At 70.9% G+C, this 18,483-nt stretch carries 20 protein-coding genes; 7 read left to right on the top strand and 13 right to left on the bottom strand.

The features are described 5' to 3' along the window. Positions 1-23: 23 nt before the first annotated feature. Positions 24-2,294 (top strand): FUSC family protein, encoded by a 2,271-nt coding sequence (locus SB754_RS17220; protein ID WP_410783628.1) that lies wholly within the window; start codon positions 24-26, stop codon positions 2,292-2,294. 20 nt (positions 2,295-2,314) lie between these two features. Here the strand turns inward: SB754_RS17220 and SB754_RS17225 are convergent, their stop codons facing one another. Continuing rightward, on the bottom strand, positions 2,315-2,893 hold the full coding sequence (locus SB754_RS17225; RefSeq protein WP_410783629.1) for a hypothetical protein: 579 nt from the start codon (positions 2,891-2,893) through the stop codon (positions 2,315-2,317). Between the two features lie 136 nt (positions 2,894-3,029). Between SB754_RS17225 and SB754_RS17230 the strand changes: the two genes are divergently transcribed. Continuing rightward, on the top strand, positions 3,030-3,638 hold the full coding sequence (locus SB754_RS17230; RefSeq protein ID WP_410783630.1) for an RNA polymerase sigma factor: 609 nt from the start codon (positions 3,030-3,032) through the stop codon (positions 3,636-3,638). Then, positions 3,635-4,141: a hypothetical protein gene (locus SB754_RS17235; RefSeq protein WP_410783631.1), complete on the top strand. Its 507-nt coding sequence runs from the start codon at positions 3,635-3,637 to the stop codon at positions 4,139-4,141. The genes SB754_RS17230 and SB754_RS17235 overlap by 4 nt, the downstream gene beginning before the upstream one ends. Before the next feature lie 246 nt (positions 4,142-4,387). Here SB754_RS17235 and SB754_RS17240 read toward each other — a convergent pair whose 3' ends face one another. From SB754_RS17240 to SB754_RS17260, 5 genes are read right to left on the bottom strand one after another with little or no spacing between them, the layout of a single operon-like run. Continuing rightward, entirely contained in the window at positions 4,388-5,602 is a 1,215-nt protein-coding gene (locus tag SB754_RS17240; protein ID WP_410783632.1) for a sensor histidine kinase, read from the bottom strand. Then, positions 5,599-6,264 (bottom strand): response regulator transcription factor, encoded by a 666-nt coding sequence (locus SB754_RS17245; RefSeq protein WP_410783633.1) that lies wholly within the window; start codon positions 6,262-6,264, stop codon positions 5,599-5,601. The genes SB754_RS17240 and SB754_RS17245 overlap by 4 nt, the downstream gene beginning before the upstream one ends. A gap of 41 nt (positions 6,265-6,305) precedes the next feature. Then, the gene (locus SB754_RS17250; RefSeq protein ID WP_410783634.1) at positions 6,306-7,058 is read right to left on the bottom strand and encodes an FAD:protein FMN transferase; all 753 of its coding nucleotides are present in this window, start codon (positions 7,056-7,058) and stop codon (positions 6,306-6,308) included. Beyond that, positions 7,055-7,576 (bottom strand): FMN-binding protein, encoded by a 522-nt coding sequence (locus tag SB754_RS17255; protein ID WP_410783635.1) that lies wholly within the window; start codon positions 7,574-7,576, stop codon positions 7,055-7,057. Before SB754_RS17255 ends, SB754_RS17250 begins: the two co-directional genes overlap by 4 nt. Beyond that, positions 7,573-8,958 (bottom strand): ferric reductase-like transmembrane domain-containing protein, encoded by a 1,386-nt coding sequence (locus tag SB754_RS17260; RefSeq protein WP_410783636.1) that lies wholly within the window; start codon positions 8,956-8,958, stop codon positions 7,573-7,575. Before SB754_RS17260 ends, SB754_RS17255 begins: the two co-directional genes overlap by 4 nt. Positions 8,959-9,120: 162 nt before the next feature. On the opposite strand from SB754_RS17260, the gene SB754_RS17265 reads away from it, so the two are divergent. The 3 genes from SB754_RS17265 to SB754_RS17275 are packed head-to-tail and all read left to right on the top strand — an operon-like array spanning position 9,121 to position 11,965. Next, positions 9,121-9,777, top strand: coding sequence for a hypothetical protein (locus tag SB754_RS17265; RefSeq protein ID WP_410783637.1), 657 nt, complete (start codon positions 9,121-9,123; stop codon positions 9,775-9,777). A gap of 35 nt (positions 9,778-9,812) precedes the next feature. Next, positions 9,813-10,592 (top strand): EAL domain-containing protein, encoded by a 780-nt coding sequence (locus SB754_RS17270; RefSeq protein WP_410783638.1) that lies wholly within the window; start codon positions 9,813-9,815, stop codon positions 10,590-10,592. A 53-nt stretch (positions 10,593-10,645) separates the two neighbouring features. Next, positions 10,646-11,965 (top strand): diguanylate cyclase domain-containing protein, encoded by a 1,320-nt coding sequence (locus SB754_RS17275; RefSeq protein WP_410783639.1) that lies wholly within the window; start codon positions 10,646-10,648, stop codon positions 11,963-11,965. Between the two features lie 129 nt (positions 11,966-12,094). Here SB754_RS17275 and SB754_RS17280 read toward each other — a convergent pair whose 3' ends face one another. From SB754_RS17280 to SB754_RS17290, 3 genes are read right to left on the bottom strand one after another with little or no spacing between them, the layout of a single operon-like run. Continuing rightward, the gene (locus SB754_RS17280) at positions 12,095-12,673 is read right to left on the bottom strand and encodes a DUF3618 domain-containing protein (protein WP_410783640.1); all 579 of its coding nucleotides are present in this window, start codon (positions 12,671-12,673) and stop codon (positions 12,095-12,097) included. After that, the gene (locus tag SB754_RS17285) at positions 12,670-13,086 is read right to left on the bottom strand and encodes a phage holin family protein (protein ID WP_410783641.1); all 417 of its coding nucleotides are present in this window, start codon (positions 13,084-13,086) and stop codon (positions 12,670-12,672) included. The genes SB754_RS17280 and SB754_RS17285 overlap by 4 nt, the downstream gene beginning before the upstream one ends. Beyond that, positions 13,083-13,946 carry a hypothetical protein gene (locus SB754_RS17290; RefSeq protein ID WP_410783642.1) on the bottom strand — a complete coding sequence of 288 codons (864 nt, stop codon included), beginning with the start codon at positions 13,944-13,946 and terminating at the stop codon, positions 13,083-13,085. Before SB754_RS17290 ends, SB754_RS17285 begins: the two co-directional genes overlap by 4 nt. A gap of 157 nt (positions 13,947-14,103) precedes the next feature. On the opposite strand from SB754_RS17290, the gene SB754_RS17295 reads away from it, so the two are divergent. Continuing rightward, positions 14,104-15,036 (top strand): hypothetical protein, encoded by a 933-nt coding sequence (locus SB754_RS17295; protein WP_410783643.1) that lies wholly within the window; start codon positions 14,104-14,106, stop codon positions 15,034-15,036. 18 nt (positions 15,037-15,054) lie between these two features. Here the strand turns inward: SB754_RS17295 and SB754_RS17300 are convergent, their stop codons facing one another. The 4 genes from SB754_RS17300 to SB754_RS17315 form a co-directional block, all read right to left on the bottom strand. Continuing rightward, positions 15,055-16,983 (bottom strand): PKD domain-containing protein, encoded by a 1,929-nt coding sequence (locus tag SB754_RS17300; RefSeq protein WP_410783644.1) that lies wholly within the window; start codon positions 16,981-16,983, stop codon positions 15,055-15,057. 90 nt (positions 16,984-17,073) lie between these two features. After that, positions 17,074-17,631: a dihydrofolate reductase family protein gene (locus tag SB754_RS17305; protein WP_410783645.1), complete on the bottom strand. Its 558-nt coding sequence runs from the start codon at positions 17,629-17,631 to the stop codon at positions 17,074-17,076. Between the two features lie 50 nt (positions 17,632-17,681). Next, the gene (locus tag SB754_RS17310; protein WP_410783646.1) at positions 17,682-17,939 is read right to left on the bottom strand and encodes a hypothetical protein; all 258 of its coding nucleotides are present in this window, start codon (positions 17,937-17,939) and stop codon (positions 17,682-17,684) included. 134 nt (positions 17,940-18,073) lie between these two features. Continuing rightward, positions 18,074-18,472, bottom strand: a complete 399-nt coding sequence (locus SB754_RS17315; RefSeq protein WP_410783647.1) for a MerR family transcriptional regulator — start codon at positions 18,470-18,472, stop codon at positions 18,074-18,076. Between the last annotated feature and the right edge of the window lie 11 nt (positions 18,473-18,483).

An 18,483-nucleotide genomic window follows, 5' to 3' on the forward strand; every position in this document is an offset into this window, starting at 1 on the left:
CGGCCGCCGCTAGTCTGCGTGTCATGAGGTGGCTCAGCCGGCACGATCCCGGGTTCGGCGCCCTGCGGCGGGCCGGGCGCGCCGCCATCGTGATGCCGCTGCTGTTCGCGCTCGGCGGCCGGGTGATCGGGAGCGCCGACGTCGCGATCTTCTCCGCGTTCGGGTCGTTCGCGCTTCTGCTGTTCGTCGACTTCGGCGGGCCGCTGCGGGACCGTGCGCAGGCGCTGGCCTCCCTCGCTGTGGCGGGCGCGGTGCTCGTGGTGCTGGGGACGCTGGCCTCCGACCCGGTGTGGCTGTCGGCGGTCGCGATGGCGGTCGTCGCGTTCGCTGTCCTGTTCTCAGGATCGGTCAGCTCGGTGACGGCGTCGGCCAGCACGGCACTGCTGCTCGCCTTCATCCTTCCCGTGACGCTGACCGGGGGGCCGGAGACGATCGGGCCACGGCTGCTCGGCTGGGGGATCGCCTCGGTGGTGTGCATCGCCGCGGTGACCGTCCTGTGGCCCGCGCCGACGCGGGAGCCGTTGCGGGGGCCGGTGATGGAGGCGTGCCGCGCACTCGCGGTCCGACTGCGGCTCGCCGCGGCAGCCTTCGGGGGCGCCGACGCTGTCCCGGAGGCCGAACGCGAGCGACTCATCGAGGAGGGGGATGCGGCGGTCGCCGCCGTGCACTCCGCATTCCTCGCGACGCCGTACCGGCCGACGGGACTGAGCACGCCTGCCAGGACGGTCGTCCGGCTGGTCGACGAACTGGTCTGGCTGGATACGGTCATCGGGCAGTTCGATCGCAGCGGGCGGGTGGCCTCCCTCCTCAGCGAGACGGCGCATACGGCCGCGGTCGCCGTGAAGAGCGCGGCGGCCGAGGTGCTCGAGAACGGGGCCGTCGTGCTGGCACAGCACGGGGGAGATCCGTCGGCGCTGGAGGCGTCCCTCGGGCGGCTCGCGGAGGCGCGCGCCAACATCGAGACCGTGATGCTGACCGAGCAGCCGGCGACGGAGCGTGCGATGGCGGGCGTCGGCGGCGGATCGGCGGACCAGACGGTCACCATGCTGGACCCCGGCTTTCGCGCACAAGAATTGGCCTACGCGGTGACGACGGTCGGCACGAACATCGTCTTGACTGCGCGCGCGGAGCGCCGCAGCTGGTGGCAGCGGCTGCTCGGTCGTCAGCCGACCGGCGTGAGCGGCCCGGTCGCGGCGGCAGCCGAACGGGCGAGCGGTTACGCCGGCTGGAACTCGGTGTGGCTGCGGAACAGCATCCGCGGGGCGATCGGCTTGGCGCTCGCCGTCCTGCTGGCCAAGCTGACCGGCGTGGAGCACTCCTTCTGGGTGGTGCTCGGGACGCTTTCCGTCCTCCGATCCAACGCGCTGAGCACGGGCCAGACGGTGCTCCGCGGCGTGTTGGGGACGGTCGTGGGCGTCCTCCTCGGAGCGGCCGCGCTGTTCGTGATCGGCGAGAACCCGGTTGTCCTGTGGATCGTGCTGCCGTTGGCGATCCTGGTGGCCGGCATCGCGCCCGCCGCGATCTCGTTCGCGGCGGGACAGGCCGCATTCACCGTCGTCCTGGTGCTGCTGTTCAACATCATCGCGCCGACCGGGTGGAGCGTCGGCCTCATCCGTATCGAAGACATCGCGCTCGGCTGCGCTGTGAGCCTCGTCGTCGGGGCGCTGTTCTGGCCGCGCGGCGCTGCGGCCTCCCTCCGGAGGGCCCTGTCGGAGGCCTACGTGGAAGCGGTCGGCTACCTGGGCGCCTCCGTGGGCTTCGGCGTGGGCGACCGGGACGCGGCGACCGGAGGAGAGCCGCGGGCGCAGGGGGTGCGCGCGGCGGCAGCGTCTCGGAGGCTCGACGACGCGTTCCGGACGTACCTGGCCGAGCGCGGGAGCAAGCGACGGCCGCTCGCCGAGGTGTCGGCGTCCGTGACCGGCGTCGCCGGACTTCGGCTGGCGGGCGACGCGATCGTCGAGCTCTGGCACGGACAGCCCCCGCCGGATCAGCACACCGTCGCCGCCCGGAGGGCGCTGGCCGAGGCAGCCGAGGAGCTGGCGGACTGGTATCGCGGACTCGCCACGCGACTGCTCGACCGCGGCACTCTCCCGGAGCCGATCCCGGCGGACCCGTCACGGGTGAGGCGTCTGGCGGGTGCACTTCTCGGCGGGGATGCGAACGACACCACCACCGGTGTCCGGATCATGTGGACGGCCGACTACCTGGACGTGGTGAACCGGTTGGAAGGCACGATCGTGGCGCCGGTGCGGGTGCTCAGCGACGAGGTCGAGGGAACGCGGAGGGGCTCCTGAACTCAGGCGGGGGCGGCGGGCTACCGGAGGGTGACTGAGCCGGCGCGGTCGTTCATTCCCCCGAGAGAGGAGGCGTCGACCGCGTAGCCGTACGAGGCTCCGGTGTAGGCGTCGCCCTCCCACAGCTTGGTGCTGCACCCGGAGAAGCTCTTGAAGGAGCTGACGCGCCCGGACCAGCCGACGTTCCTCAGCGGCCCGAAGTACCAGGTCGTGCTTCCTGTGCAGGAGCTCGAATTGGTGATCTGGAAGAAGGCGCCGCCGTAGCCGGCGTCGTCGTAGAGCTGCGCCTGGACGAAGGTCGTCTGAACGCCGGCGGCCAGCGCACGGGTGACGGCAGCGCGGTCGGGGTTCGCCACCACCACGACACCGGTCTGTTCGAGCACTGCCCTGTCGAGATCGTCGCCGGCGTCGACGCAGACCAGCGCCCGGGTGCCGAGGTCGTAGGAGCACGACTGAGCAGGGGGCGCCTCGGCGGCGGACGCGGCGTCAGGGTCGGCGACGGACAGGGCGACCACGGACAGCGCGACCACCGATAGCGCGACCACGGCGGCAGCGGACATGGATGAACGGCGCGCGCGAGCGCGGGTGATGACGGTCATGATTTCTCCCCCGAAAGCGTGAATGCGCCCGGTCCCCTGCCGGGCACGCTCATTCTGTCGGGCGCCGGTGAGCGTCGCAAGGAGACGATCCGGGAATCCGTTGAGAGGATTCGACGGGGGGACACATTTCCTGGATATGAGCGAGTTGGCTGAGCCGCGGCCCGCGGCCGACGCGGGGGAGGAGTCCGTCCCGACGGACTCCGAACTGCTGCACCGGCTCGCCTCCGGCAGCAAGGCCGCGCTCGCGACGCTCTACGACCGGTACAGCCGTGTCGTCTACGCGTACACGGCTGCCCGGCTGGAGCCGCGCGAGGACGTCGAGGAGATCAGTCAGGACGTCTTCGTCACCCTGTGGCGGCGACGTTCGACCATTGCGCTGGCGGGCGAGTCCGCCCTCCCGTGGCTGCTCGTCACCAGCCGCAACCTCATCGCCAACCGCCGCCGCGCCCTCCAGGTCGTGCAGAAGCGCCGCAGCGACAGCCCGGTCGACGGCTCACTGGCCGACGCGCGCCCGGGGCCGGAGGAGCTCGCGGAAAGCGGCCAGCTCCTCGCCTATGTGGAGGCCGCCGTCCGCGCTCTCCCGGAGCCCGACCGCACGGTGTTCGAGCTGTGCATCCGCGGTGACCACAGCTACGAGGAGGCTGCCCTGCAGGTGGGCCTCAGCCCGGGCGCGGTGCGCAACCGGCTCTCGCGCCTGCGCGGGCGGCTCCGGAACGAACTCCGCACCCTCAGGGGGACGCCATGACCCACCACGACCTGCTCCCCACCGACGCCCGCTTCGAACAGATCAAGGGGCAGCTTCTCGACGCCATCGCCTCCGACGACCGCCGCAGGACCCGTCGGCACCGCCTCATCGCCGTGGGAGTGGCGGGGGCGATCGTCGCCGGCACGACGGCCGGCGCGATCGCGATCGCCCGAGCCGCCCAGGGACAGATCAACTACACGGCCGACTGCTACGCGGCCGCCGACCTGGGATCGCGCCACGGCACATCCGTGCTGGGAACCGCCGACCTTGGCGAGAAAACGCCGACGCCGTTGAGCGAGCGGGTCGCGCTCGCCGAAGAGATGTGCGCGGCGACCTGGCGAATCGGCACCTTCTCGCCCGAGGGCTCATCGAGCACCGCGGACGAGCCGGTGCCCCACCTGGAGACCTGTCAGCTGCCGGATGGGCGGCTCGCGGTCTTCCCCTCCGACCAGGCCCTGAGCGAGCTGTGCTCGCGTCTCGGCCTCACGATCCCGCGCGAGTGATGAGAAGGGGTGCTCCACCACGTGCGGGATGACGGACGGTGCCCGCCGCGACAACGCCTGGGGGAAGGCGGCGGCGGGCACCGGACGACCCTGGCCCAGAGAACGACCGATGAACAGATCGACAGACGAACAGAAGGAGAGACGATGAACGCCATCGATCCCGCAGCCGTGGAGCTGCCGCCCACCCGCCCGATCGACATGACCGCACTCGTGCAGCAGGCTCTCGACCGGGACCTCGGCTGACGGTCAACTCCGTCGGGGGAGCCGCACCGTGACGATCGCGCCGCCCGCCGCGCGGTTGGAGGCCTCCACCGTTCCGCGGTGACGGCTCACCACCTCGGCGACCAGGGCCAGGCCGAGCCCGTAGTGACGGGCGCGGGCGTCGCCGGGCTGCGCGTCCCGGGCGCTCGCGAACCGCTCGAACGCGCGATCCTCGACGCCCGCCGAGAAGCCGGGGCCGTCGTCTTCCACCGTGAGGACGACCCGGTCCCGGCCCGCGGACACCGTCAGTACGACGCTGGCGGCGGCGTGGTCGAGAGCATTGTCCACCAGCGCCACGATCATCCGCCGCAGGGAGACGGGGGCGCCGGTGACGACGGCGTCCGGTTCGGCGTTGACCGTGATCGAGAGGTCGCGGTCGGCCGCGCGCCCCTCCGCCGAGCGGGCGACCGCCGCGGCGAGCGGCCCCAGGTCGACACCCTCCTTCTCCGTCTCCTGCCGGGGGTCGGCGGCGGTCAAGAGATCCTGGACGATCTCCGTGAGGGCGCGGCTGTCGTCCACGATCTCGTCCAGCCCGGAGCGGACTTCGTCGTCGTCGGCGTCCGCCGACCCAGCCGCCACGTGGCGCCGCAGCAGCTGCGCTCGCGTGCTCAGCAGCGTCAACGGCGTGCGGAGTTCGTGCCCGGCGTCCGCGACGAACCGGCGCTGCAGCGCCAATGCGTCCGACAGCGGCCGGATCGAACGGCGCGCGAGAACCCAGCCGATCAACCCGGCGGCGACGGTCGCGATCAGACCGGAGATGACGAGCGCGACGACGAGCCGGCTGAGCTCCTCCTCCTGCTCGGCCAGCCCGTACGAGACCTGGACCACCTTGCCGTGACGCACATCCGTCTCGGTCAGGTAGCGCTGGCCGTCCGCCGCAACGACCGACGACACGGAGCCGCCGTGGGCGATCACCCGGTCGAGAGCCGACTCGTCTGGCAGTCCCTCCGGCAGGTCGGGGGAGCTGTCGCGCCCGTCGGGCATGACCACCGTGACGAGCAGGTTGCGCGGCGCGTCGTGGACGGAATCGACCATGGAGGCGTCCGACAGCACTTTGCGCGCGGATTCCGCCTGACCCGCCGAGACGACCGTGTAGACGACGACACCGAGCGCGATGAAGAGACCCAGGATGATCAGCGCGAACTGCAGCGCGAGACGGAGGGAGGCGGCCCGCAGCTCCTGCTCGTCGACGGACCTCACAGCGAACCCATCCGGTAGCCGACGCCGCGCACCGTCTCGACGAGGGTGCGTCCGAACTTGCGGCGGAGGTGGTGGACGTAGGTGTCGACGACGCCGGGGTCGTCCGCGTCGGCGAACACCTCGTCCAGGAGCACCGCGCGCGAGAACACCTGGTCGGGGCGGCGCGCGAGGCGTTCCAGGAGGGCGGACTCGCGCTCCGAGAGCACCGTGCGGTCGCCGTCGTCGATGGTCACGGTCCTGCTGTCGGTGTCCAGCCGCCCACCCGGGAACCGCACGGTCGGCACGACGGACGAGGCACGCCGGGTCAGGGCGCGCACCCGGGCGACGAGCTCATCGATGTCGAACGGCTTCGCCAGGTAGTCCTCTGCGCCCGCGTTGAGGCCGTCGACGCGATCGGGTGCCGTGCCGAGGGCGGAGAGCACCAGGATCGGGGTCGTGACGCCGTTGTCGCGGAGCCGCCGCAGAACATCCAGCCCCTCGACGGCAGGAAGTCCGCGGTCGAGCACGATGACGGCGAAGGCGGCGGTGAGGCCGAGGTGGAGGGCGCGCTGGCCGTCCCCCGCCAATTCGACGACGAAGCCCTCCGAGCGGAGGAGCGTGTCGAGCATCCCCGCGAGGCGGCTGTCGTCCTCGGCGATCAGCACGCGCGGCTTCTCGCTCATCTCCGCAGTATAAGAGGAGGCCCCCAGGGGCGTCGTGCCGCTCATCCGGCGGATGCGGGCTGCGCGAACGAGAGGTCGCCGACGCCGAGCAGGCGGTCGTCCACGTCGACGGCCAGCACACCGCGCGCGCCGTGGCCGAGGGCCCACCGGACACCGTCCCTCCCCAGTGCGAACACGGCGGTCGCCAGCACGTCCGCGGTGGTCAGGTCGTCGGCGATCACGGTCGCGCTCAGCAGCTCGCTCGGCGTGGATCGGTCGCGCCCGTCCTCGATGTGCGGGCCGCGTTCGTAGGCGCCGGACGTCGCGACCGCGCAATCGGTCACAGCGAGCACGGCAAGCATGGCGGCGGGGTCGTGCGGCGATCGGATGCCCACGCTCCACGGCCGTCCCTCGCCGGGGCTGCCGGAGACGACGACGTCGCCGCCGGCGTTGAGGCAGTAGTCGCGGAACCCGTCGATGTCGAGCTCGCGGGCGGCGCGTGCCGCCGCCCACCCCTTCACCACCCCGTCCAGGTCCCAGCTGCCGTCGGCGCGGCGGATGCGGAAGGCGCCGCCCGAGGCGCGCGAGGCCGCGTCGCCGATCGCGACGGCCTCCCGGAAGTCGTCACTGTGCGGCAGGTCCGCACCCCCCGCGGCGTTCGCCCGGCTCACCTCACTGTCCGGCCGGTAGGCGCTGAACCGCCGGTCGGCCTCGCGCAGGACGGCGAAGGCGCGTTCGGCGGCCGGCCGCGCGTCCCGGTCATCCCGCACATCGAGCGACATGGGGATGCCCATCACGGTCTCCAGAAACCTCATCGCTGGTCGATCGCCGACTGGACCGACTGGATGTAGCCCTCCGACGTGTACGTCGCCCCCGAGACGGTGTCGATGTTCGCCGACTGGGCGGACAGCACCTCCTGCTGGAGGATGGGCAGCGCCTGGTCATTGATCTCGATATCGCGCCCGCTCCCGTTCGGCGACTGAACGGTGTCGACAGCGGTGATGGTGGTGCCGGAGAAGGTGACCTTGACCTGCACAGCGCCGTAGCGGGTGTCGACGGCGGAGCCGGTGATCACTCTGGTGGCGGACGACTGGGTCGGGCTGGGCGTGGCAGACGGCGACGCCGAGGCTGAAGCCGAGGGCGACGGTGTGGCCGACGGCGAGCTGCCGTTGGTGGCGCCGGTCCCGGTCGTGGTGGTCGCGGAGGAGGAGGTCGCGGCGGCGGGAGCAGCGACGTCCTCGCCCACTCCGTACAGTTTGAGGCCGACGGTCGCCCCCATGACGACGAGGATGACGGTGAAGAGGACGGTGCCCCGCCAGGACGAGTTGCTCATGACATGCTCAGTTCTTCTCGGTGGATGAAGCGCTTCGGCATCCGGAGCGCACGGAGGGAGGTCTCGGCGCGTTCGCCCATCCCCTCCGGCCCGCAGATGAAGGCCTCCCAGTCGTGGACGTCGGGGATGAGACGGCGCAGCGGCTCGACATCGAGCGGGTCGTAGCCCAGTTCGGAGCGGCGGCCCACCAGTGGGACGACCGTGACGCCGGGCATGGCCTGGAGCTCGCCGAGCAGCGCGAGGTGACGGGGCGAGCGGGCTCGATACAGAACAACGGGTCGCGCTCCCCGGCGGACGAGGTCTTCGGCGAGGGCTCGGATGGGCCCGATGCCGGCGCCGCCCGCGATGAGGAGGATGCGGGGGCGGCTGGCCCGATCGGCGGTGAACCGGCCGAACGGCCCCTCGGCGAAGACCAGCGAGCCCGGCTTCAGGGCGGGGAGGCGGCTGGAGTGGTCGCCGATCTCGCCGACGGTGATGCGCAGGTACCCGTCCGCCGGAACGGCCGAGACGGAGTACGGGTGCGCCGTGCCCAGATGGCCCCAGCTGAGGAAGCGGAACAGGAGGAAGTTGCCGGCGCGTACACCCAGCGACTCCACGCGGGGGCCGGTCAGCCAGACGCTGTTCACGCCTTCGCCCTCGGGGACGACGGCCGCGACCCGCATCCTCCCGCGCCACGCATCCAGCGTGGGCAGGATGAATCGCCAGGTCAGCACGGCCGACGCGGTCCCGAGGTAGAGCGCGATCCAGAGGACGCGATTCCACGGCTGCGACACGAAGTGCGCCCCGCCGCTCAGCTGGTGGAAGAAGGTCAGGAAGATCGAGACGTACGTGGTCAGGTGCAGCCAGTACCAGACCTCGTAGGAGAGCTTGGCCCGGATCAGCCGGGCGCTGCTCAGGCCGACGACGAGGAAGGCGATGGTGCCGACGAGGGCGGTGATCATGTCGGGGTACGACTGCAGGATGGAGACGAACTCGGTCCACGGCGGGTTCTTGTCCAGCAGTTCTCCGCCGAAGACGAGGAACAGCACGTGGACGACGATGAGGAACAGGACGGACGCGCCCAGCGAGCGGTGCCAGGAGACGAGTTTGTCGAGTCCGACCGCCCTCTCGAACCACGGCACCCGCGCGATCAGCAGCACCTGCGCGCAGACGAGGAAGCCGCCGACCATCCCGCTCAGTTCGCCGATCGAGGTCAGCGCGTCGGCAGGCGTCGCGGCGAAGCCGTTCGGGACGGTGAACCACCACATCCCGAGGACGACGATGACGCCGAGGACCAGAGCCGCGCGGACGGTTCTCGCCCCGGCTCGGGAGGCGCCGCCGCGGACGCGGGGCCGCAGGTGCGTCTGCGGCAGTGGCGCGGTAGCGCTCAACGTCTCATTCATGCTTCCAGAATGCCGCCGCATTCTTTCGGGATTCTTACGTCAGCTGTGCGGACGCTGGGGGAGCGTTATGGGCTTGCCCTGACGGCTTCGTTCCAGCCCGGCGGGTGCCCTTCACCACGGCCGCCGCTGCTGCGATGCTGGGGAGGTCGGAAGGAGACGCCAGTGGACGACAACGCGTTCTTCGAGCGGGCGATCCTCGCGCACGCCGCTGGGCCGGAGGACGAGGACGCGGTGCGCAGCCTGCGGGAGCTCTTCACCGCGGACGAGTTCGCCGCCTGGGAGGCCGCCCGCAGGTCCGCGTTCCCGGTCGTCGTCAGCGTCGAGCACGACGACGAGAACGACCGGTACGTCGCCGAGTGGGGCGAGTTCGGCATCCAGGGATCGTCTCCGTCGTCGTACGAAGCCGCCGTCGACGACCTCGTCGGACACGTCCGCGCCTGGTCGGATGAACTCCGCGACGCCGGGCCGCGGCTGGGCACGACACCCGGTTTGGCGGGGCTCGTGGCAGAGCTGGACGGTGTGAGCGACGACGAACTCCGCACCTACCTGCTCGTGCGCGTCTCATTCGACCGCGGCGGCCTCACGTTCCGCCTGGCGGAGTTCGTGGAGGAGGACGGGACGACGACGCAGCGCGCTGTCCCGTTCGCCGACGGCCGGCCGCCGGCCGAGATGGATCTCCCGGTCCCCGGAGGCATGAAGACGTACCAGTCGAGCACCCGCAGCGGGCGGGTCGCGTTCTCGCCCGTCGGCGCAGGACCGAGCATCGCGGACACCCTCCGGCAGGAAGACCCGACCGGCGACCGGCCTTCAACCCGTTGACACGCGCGCTCCGGGCGGGCACTATCGCGGGAGCAGTGGAAAGAGAGGTGCGGGTGGCGATCGGCGAGTTGGATGCGCAGGAACTCTCCCATGCGATCGACACTCACGAGCTCCAGATCCACGTCCAACCGCAGATCGACCTCCAGAGCGGCGAGGTCGTCGCCGTCGAGGGACTGAGCCGCTGGACGCATCCCACTCGCGGTCCGATCCCCCCGACCGACTTCGTGGCCCTCGCCGAAGCGACCGGGCTCATCCACGACCTTGGCCTGTTCGCCCTCCGCGAGTGCTGCCGGATCGGCCGCACCTGGCGGGAGCGCGGACTGGATCTCGCCGTCGCGGTCAACGTGTCGCCCCTTCAACTGCAGACCGACCGCTTCTTCGACGAACTGGAGCGGCAGCTGTCCGACTCCGGGCTCGCTCCCGCGGACCTCATCGTCGAGGTCACCGAGGCCGAGCGGATCGCCGACTACGGGGTCGTCGCCGGTCGCCTCGACGTCATCCAGGAGTGGGGGGTGACTGTCTCCATCGACGACTTCGGCTCGGGCCACTCGTCGATCGAGCGCGCCCTGGCCGTCCACGCGCAGGAGCTGAAGCTGGACCGGAGCCTGATCGCGGGCGCCGACTGGGAGGCCGTCGGAGACGCTGTAGCGCTCGCCCAGGAGGGCGGCATGCGCGTCGTCGCTGAGGGCATCGAGACCCGCGAGCAGCTGGAGCAGGTGCGCGCCGCCGGCTGCGACCGCGGGCAGGGCTACTTCATCGCGCGACCCAGTGATCCGGACGCCTTCACAGACTGGCTGCAATCATTCCTGCGCTAAATTTGTCCAGTGAGCCGCCGCAGGGCGGTCCGGCCAATCGAAGGAGACGAGCGGTGCGCCCCATTGCTGCGGACGACCTGCCCTGTGCCCTCGTCGAGCTGGATGCGGAGGGCCGGATCGCTGACGTGAACGCTGTCTTCGCCGACTGGACCGGGCTCAGCCGCGAGGAGCTCCTCGGGCAGCGCTTCACCTCGTTCCGGCAGCGCTTCTCGGGAATCGGAGGACGCTCGAACGGCCTCATACGACTCACGAATGCGGACGGTACCTCGCGGCCCGTCATCGTCGACCGCCGCGAGAGGGACGACGGCGAGTCGCTCGTCCTCGTGGATGCCACGGACCGTGCGGAGCGCGAGCAGGAGCTGATGCGGTCACAGGCGCTCCAGGAGCGCACCCGGAACCGGCTCGAGCTCATCATCGAGTCGTCGATCGCCTTCTCCGCGGCCACCACCGAGCAGGAGCTGGTCGACATCCTCGCAAGCACCGTGGCGAAGGCGTACCAGGCGGAGCAGGCTGCGGTGTTCCTGTTGGACGACCTCGGCGCGTTCCTGCATGCGGCCGGCAGCAACCCGCTGCATGCGCTTCCGGACACGGCTGCGCTCGTCGACCGCGCGTCCGGCCTCCGGAGGGTGATGACCGTCAGCGGTTTCGCCCAGGCGGACGAGGTGTCGCCGGTGCTCGGCCGAGCGATGCGCGCGGCGAACGTCGACGCCGTGCTGGTCGCGCCCATCCAGCACGACGACGTGCTCTTCGGCGTGTTCGTGGCCTTCTTCCTGCACCCGCGGCAGTTCGACTCCGAGGCGGCGCCTCTGGCCGACGCGCTCGCCGGCCAGGCGGCGCAGACGATCACCACCCTCCGCCTGCAACGTCAGCTCGAGCATGCGGCCATGCACGACGAGACCACCGGGCTGCCGAACCGGCGCAGACTCGAGACGCAGCTTCTCGAGTACGCGCGCTCGATTCCCGCGCTTGTGGCGACGCTCTTCATCGACCTCGACGGCTTCAAGCGCGTCAACGACAACCTCGGCCACCACGTCGGGGACATTCTCCTGCGTGAGGTCGGTCGCCGGCTGCAGGAGGTCGTCCGCGGTGAGGACCTGGTGGCGCGCTACGGCGGAGATGAGTTCGTCGTCGTCTGCGAGGTGCCGGACCTCGCCGCGGCAGAGGACGTCGCCGACCGCATCCGGCTCGCCATCGGCCTTCCGTTCCCCGGCCTCCCACAGGGCTTCCCGATCAGCGCGAGCATCGGCATGTCGGTCGCCCGCACAGAGGACCCGGACTGGAACCCGGACCGCCTCATCCGCGAGGCGGACCACGCGATGTACTCGGCGAAGAACGCGGGCGGCAACCGTGTGGTCGGCACGACCGTCGGCTGACCTCCGTCTGCATTTTTGTAGCGCGGGCGGCGAGCGCTCGTAGGGCCCTGACGTCCGGCGCGCTGGTCGGAAGAAGCGCGGCGGACGCCCCGGGGGAAGGCCGTCCGCCGCGCCGTACTGCGAATGGGGCTACTGGTCCGACTGCAGTCGCTGCTGCGACTGCTTCGCGTCGTCGGCGACGTCGCCCGCACGGTCGGTGGCCTCCTCCTTGACGGTGGACACCCCTTCCTGTGCGGTCTCCTTCACAGACTGGACCGCCTGCTGCGCAGGCTCTTTCAGGTCGCCGGCCATCTGCTTGCCGACGTCCGCGGCCTCCTGAAGGAGCGGCTGCGCGGCCTCCTTGGCGGACGACGCGAGCTGCTGCTCCTTGCTGCTGGCCGGGATCAGGGAGGCCACCAGGGCACCGACGCCGAAGGCGATGAGCCCCACCGCGAGCGGATTGCCCTGGGCCTTGTCGACGACGGTCCGTCCGGCGTCGGCGACCGCGTCTCCGGCGTCGGAAACGGTCCCGCGGGCACTGCCTGCGATGTCGTCGGCGGATCCCATGACCCTGTCGCTCACGGAGCGCCAGGCGCCCTTCACTTTTCGCGTCTGGCGCTGCGCGATCTTGCTGGGTGTGACCTTGTCGGCCAGTGCGTCCACGTCGCCGCTCAGGTTGCGGCGCGTGGCCTCGATGTCGGCGCGGATCGCGTCGGGGTCGTCGCTCATCGGTTCTCTCCGTTCGGTTTCATGGTCTGCGGGATCTCCTTGACCGTCTCGACGGTCTGCGGGGCGCCCTTCACGGTCTCCAGTTGCTTGCGCCCGACCAGGTAGAGGACGAGCGCGACGATGGCCCAGATGACGGCGACGATCACGCCGGACCAGGCGTTGCCCACCAGGTAGCCGAGGGCCCACCACAGGGCGATCGACAGGAAGAAGACCGCCATCAGTCCGGCGTAGCCGGCGCCGCCGAGCAGACCCGCGCCCTTGCCGGCGCGTGTGGCGGTCTGCCGGATCTCGGCTTTGGCGAGCTCCATCTCCTGGCGGATCAGCGTGGAGAGGTCGCGGCTGACCTCCCCGAGGAGTTCGCCCAGCGAGTTGTTCGCTGCGCGCTCCTCTGCGGGACTGGGCTGGTCGGTCATGCCCGGCCCCCGGTGTAACTGCCGCCCGGAAGTTCGGGCAGGTCGTTGGTGTCGTCGTAGACGTCGGCGTCGGCGAGCCCGCCGGAGCCGTTCACGCCCGTCGCACTGAGCCCGGTGGTGCCCGCGGCGGCCGTGTACGTCGGGGTGTCGTCGATGCCGCTGTAGCCGGTGACGGAGGCGCCGGTGCCGGTGGAGGTGCCGGATGCGCCCGCGGCCCTGCCGCCGCTCGAACCCGAGTCGTCACCGCCGCTGGCCAGCGCGCGGGTCAGCCGGCCGGCCAGTGCTCCGGCGATGGCCGCGGCCGCGATGAAGGTACCCGGGTTGCGCCGTGCGTACGACTTCACCTCGTTGAGGAGCGAGCCAGGATCGCGCTGGTCCAGCCAGCCGGCGATGGCGTGGGTCCGCTGCGCGGCCTGGCGCACCAGGTCACTGGCGACGCCACCCTGCTCCGACGACGACGCCATCTGGTCGAGTTCGTCACCGACCGAGTGGAGGCCGCTGGCGACCCGCTCCTGCTGCTGCGCGGCCTGCTCCCGGAGCTCGTTCTGGGTCTGGCGGAAGAGGTCCTTCGCCTGGGACTTCGCTTCGCCTGCCACGTTCCTGGCCTGCTCGGCTGCGGTCCCGGCGACGTCCTTGCCGGCCTGTGCGGCGGAACCGGCGACGCGTCCCGCTTCGTCGCGGACGCCTCCCTCGCTTCCTCCGGTGGATTCGCTGCCGGTCGTCGTGCCGCCGGCGGTCCCGCCGACACCGCCGGCGCCGCCCGGTAGCACCGACTCGGGGAGGCCCGCCTCCGGCTCCAGCGAGTCGCGCCTGCTGTCGAAGATCGGTGTGTCCGCGGACTGGTCGTCTGACATGGTCATGACTGACGTTTCCTTTCGGTGGATGTGTCCGGTTGGGTTGTGGCCCCCATTGGAGACACTCGGTGGAGGCGGGTCCAGCGATTGACAGCGGCCCGATACGGGGCGTACGTGTGCGCAGAGGTGCGCGCCCCGGGGAGGGTGGGCTACCGTGGCGCGCATGGACGTCGTCGACTGGCTTCTCGATTCCGATCCGGCCATCCGCTGGCAGGTGCTCGACGCACTGACCGACACTCCGCCTGCGGAGGTCGCCGCCGAGCGCGCCCGCGTCGCGACCGAGGGCTGGGGGGCCACGTTCCTCGCGGAACAGGCGGAGGACGGGCTCTGGGACGGCGGGACCTACCGGCCCGGCTGGATCCCGCCGGAGCGGGACGGGTTCGACGCGTGGAGCGGCACCCACTTCAGCCTCCAGCAGCTGGTCGATTTCGGACTCGACCCGCAGAGCCCGGAGGCCCGGCGGGCGATCGACCGCGTCCGCGAGAATGTTCGTTGGGAGCACGCCGGCGAGCCGTATTTCGAGGGCGAGACGGAACCGTGCATCAACGGGGTGACGCTCACCATCGCCGCCTACTTCGGGGAGGGCGGTGAGAAGATCGCCCGGTCGCTCGTCGATTCACGCCTGGAGGACGGCGGCTGGAACTGCTGGAGCGACTACGGCGCGAGGGTGTCCTCCTTCCACTCCACCATCTGCGCTGTGGAGGGTCTGCGGGCGTGGCAGCGCGCCGGCGGCTCCGACCCGCAGGTCGAGGAGGTCGCGTCGGCGGGGGACGAGTACCTTCTGCAACGCGGTCTGTTCCGCCGCCGCTCCGACGGGTCCGTCGCCGATCCCCGGATGACGATGCTCTCGTACCCGGTGCGCTGGTACCACGACATGCTGCGCGGTCTCGAGCACTTCCGGCTGCAGGACCGGCGCGATCCCCGGTTGGCGGAGGCAGTGGAACTCGTGCGCTCGAAAGCCGACGCGGAGAGCCGCTGGGTCCTGGAGAACATGCACGAGGGCTCGGTGCTCGTGGAGTTCGAGATGGAGGGCTTCCCCAGCCGCTGGATCACCCTGCGAGCACTCCGCGTGCTGCGCTGGTGGGACGCCGCCTGACCGATCGGCCGTCGAGGATCACGGCTTGACGGCAGAAAGGTCGTCGACGGACATGATCAGAGGGGAATTCGCAACGCCGCCGGACAGGTAGTGTGTGAGCGCGATCCCTCCCGCCCCCTGCAGGGCCGCGGTCCCGTCGCTCGCCGACCTCTGCCACGCTGATGGTTCCGCCGTGCCGTCGAGCCAGGTCTTGGTCTCGACGAGCGTCGGGGAGGCGCCGGTCGTGCGCACTCGGATGTCGAGCCGGGCACCTGCCGCATATGTGAAGGGAGCCGCCACCGAAGACTGCACGACGACTTCATTGTTGCCGTTCTGGTCGACCCGGACGATCTGAATCGTCACCTTCCCCGTCGACGAGACGATCACCTTGGAAGCATACGCACCGGACGTGGCGATTCTGCGGCCCTGAACGGTGATGTAGACGTTGCCGCTCGACGGCACTTTGTCGAGGGCGACAGCCATGCGCAGGTCGATTCCGGTGGAATTGACTCCAAGAAGCCGGGCTGTTGCGCCGCTTCCCGTGAGCAATTGGATGCGTCCCATCCCGCCCGAAACCGAATATGGCGGCGGCGATCCGGTGACCGACCACGGCCCGCCCGTGGGCGCGGTGCCCCAGCCGCTGGTCACCGAGCGTTCGAAGTTGTCCGCGGCGAGCGTGTCCGGCGGGGGAGGAGCCGTCACGGTGACCGTCCGGGTCGTCGTGGCGGTGGCGCCACCGTCGTCGGTCACGGTGAGGCGGGCGGAGTACGTCCCGGCGGCCGCGTAGGCGTGGGTCGTGGTCGCTCCCGTGCCGGTCGCGCTGTCACCGAAGTCCCAGGCGTAGCCCGCGATGGTTCCATCGGGGTCGCTGGACGCAGTCCCATCGAACGAGCAGGACAGGTCGGTGCACGTGGGCGTGAAGGCCGCGTTGGGCGGCTGGTTGCCGGCGATGGGCGGGCCGATGACGAAGCCGTCGGAGAAGTTCGCCCCGGAGGTGCGCGTGAAGGTGGCGTTGAGCTGGGTCGCCGAGGCCGTCACGTCGAGCAAGCCGTAGAGCGGCGCCGCGGAGTTACCGTACGACGCGGCGAAGTAGCCTGCCTCGCTGTCGCCGGGCTGGATGTCGTAGTTGTTGTTGCCGCCGGTCCCCACGGTGGCGAAGACCGTCCCAGCTCCTTTGACGAGGGTGTTGTCGCCGTCGGCCACGCAGCCGGGCGAGTAGACGCCGGGTGTGATGGATGAGCAGTTCGCTCCGGTGGCCAGCTGCTTGGTGCGCTGGTAGAGGTGCTCGTGCCCGGTAAGCACGAGGTCGACGCGCTCCGAGACGAGCAGGTTGAGCAGGTCCGCTCCCGGGTCGCAGGCGTACTGCCCGAGCGACAGGCACGGCTTGTGCATGCCGACGACCACCCAGGGGATGCCCGCGGCATGGGCGCCGTCGATCGCGGCCTTCGCCCAGGTGTAGTGCGACGTGCCGGCCGCGTAGGTCCAGGTCCCGTCGGCGAAGGGGAGTCCCGGCGAGATCATGATGAACCGCACGAGCGGGGTCCCTTGCGGCACGTCGGCGTAGTACTGCCGACCGTAGGTTCCCACGATGCCGGGCAGCTGGTTCGGCAGGCAGGCGGAGAAGTCGTTGATGTTGCCGTTCTGGCCGTTGCTCTCGTGGTTTCCCGAAACGAGTTCGAACGGGAAGCCGGCACCGACGATCTGGGTGACGTAGTCGCACCAGGTCTGCTCCTGCCCGGTCGCCGCGTACGACATGTCGCCGAGGGCGAGGTTGAGGTCCGGAGCGATGGTCTTCACCCCTTGCAGCACGCTGGTGGCAGCGGCGGAGGAGGTGTAGTCGCCTGCGGCGGTGAAGTGGACACTGGCCGCCCCCGGCGCGACCCCTTGCACGGCCTGCGGGGTGCCGAGCGTCAGCAGGGCGATTGCGGCGGCCAGTCCGGCAGTCGCGAGGATTCTGTGCTTGGCCATCGCGGGCGCTCCCCGGCCCGTTCTGGCGCGGGCCTTCGGGCACAGGGTAGCTCCGGATGCGTCCGCGGGAAAGTAGAAGCTGAGTTCTCCTCAGTCGGACACGGAGTAGTGGACGGCGACCGTCCCGTTGCCGAAGCGGCGTGCGTCGCGCAGCCGGAGGCCGACGCGCTGCCCGGCGGGAAGGGCCGGTGTCCCTCCGCCGACTGCTACCGGCACCAGGATCAGCCGCACCTCGTCGATCAGACCGGCGGCGAACGCCTCCGCCGCCAAGGTGGGACCGCCGATGGAGACATCGCCGTCGGCACCACTCAGGAGGGCGCGCACCTCCGGCACATCGAACCGCCGTTCGAGGCGCGTGCGCGGGGTGTCGACGGATGCCAGCGTCGACGAGTACACGATCTTCTCGGCTGCCGACCACACGGCCGCGTAGTCGGCGACCACCGGGCCGTCGCCCGGGCCGGGCAGGTCCTCCCAGACCCGCATCGTCTCGTACATCCGGCGGCCGTAGAGGTAGGTGCCGATGTCACGCTCCAGGTCGTTGACGAATGCGTGGACCTCCGCATCCGGCGCGGCCCATTCGAACGATCCCGTGGTGTCGGTCGTGTATCCGTCGACCGAGGCGATGGCGGAGTAGATCAGTCGTCCCATGGACCGGACTCTACGACCCTCCGGCCCCGCTGGGCCAGTGAGCGCCGGGCTCAGCCGAGCTGGGGGAGCAGCGCCTTCAATGCATGCAGTTCATCGGAGAAGACCCACGGTACGGCGACGTCGAGCACGAGGCCGATCCCGATGGTGAGGAGGCCCAGTCCGACGGCGACGAGGACGAGCGCGACAGCCAGCTGCAGGTACGCGTTCCCGGTCACGGCGGCGAGCAGCCCCCGCGCTCGCCGCCGTACCGGTTCCGACGGCGTCACGAGCGTCGGTGCGGTTCGCAATCCGTGGCCCAGCGTCGTCATCGGTGTCCCCCTCCGTGTCGAGGCTCCGAGCTCTCTGCTCGGGCCGACACGTCGAGTCAACCGTTCCCGGCACCCTCCGGGCATCGACCGGAGGTCGGGGAAGGGTCATCCCACGGGATGACCCGGGACCGTCGTCACGGCTGGGCGACGGTGCAGCCGCAGCCGTACGCGGCCTCCGGGATGCGGTGCTCCGCTCCCTCGAGCCGGCTCGCCAGCAGTTCGCGGCGGCGCTCCAGCTGACCGATCGCAGCGTCGAGCTCGGCGAGGCCCGCGCGGTAGGCGGCGCGCGACGCCGGGCACTCGTCGCTGCGCGCGTGGCCGGAGCCGAGGCAGTCGATGAACGGGCGCGCCTTGCCCGGGGGGATGCCCGTCGAGGCCAGCTCCCGGATCTCGCGCACCACCCGCAGGTGCTCGTCGCCGTACTCGCGGTATCCATTGCCGAGCCGAGCCGGCGCCACCAGGCCCAGCCGTTCGTAATAGCGGACAGCCTTGACTGTCACCCCGGCCCGTTCGGCCAGTTCGCTGATGCGCATATCGCCCTCCG

The organism is Leifsonia sp. SIMBA_070, from assembly GCF_046534635.1.
Classification (GTDB): Bacteria; Actinomycetota; Actinomycetes; order Actinomycetales; family Microbacteriaceae; genus Leifsonia.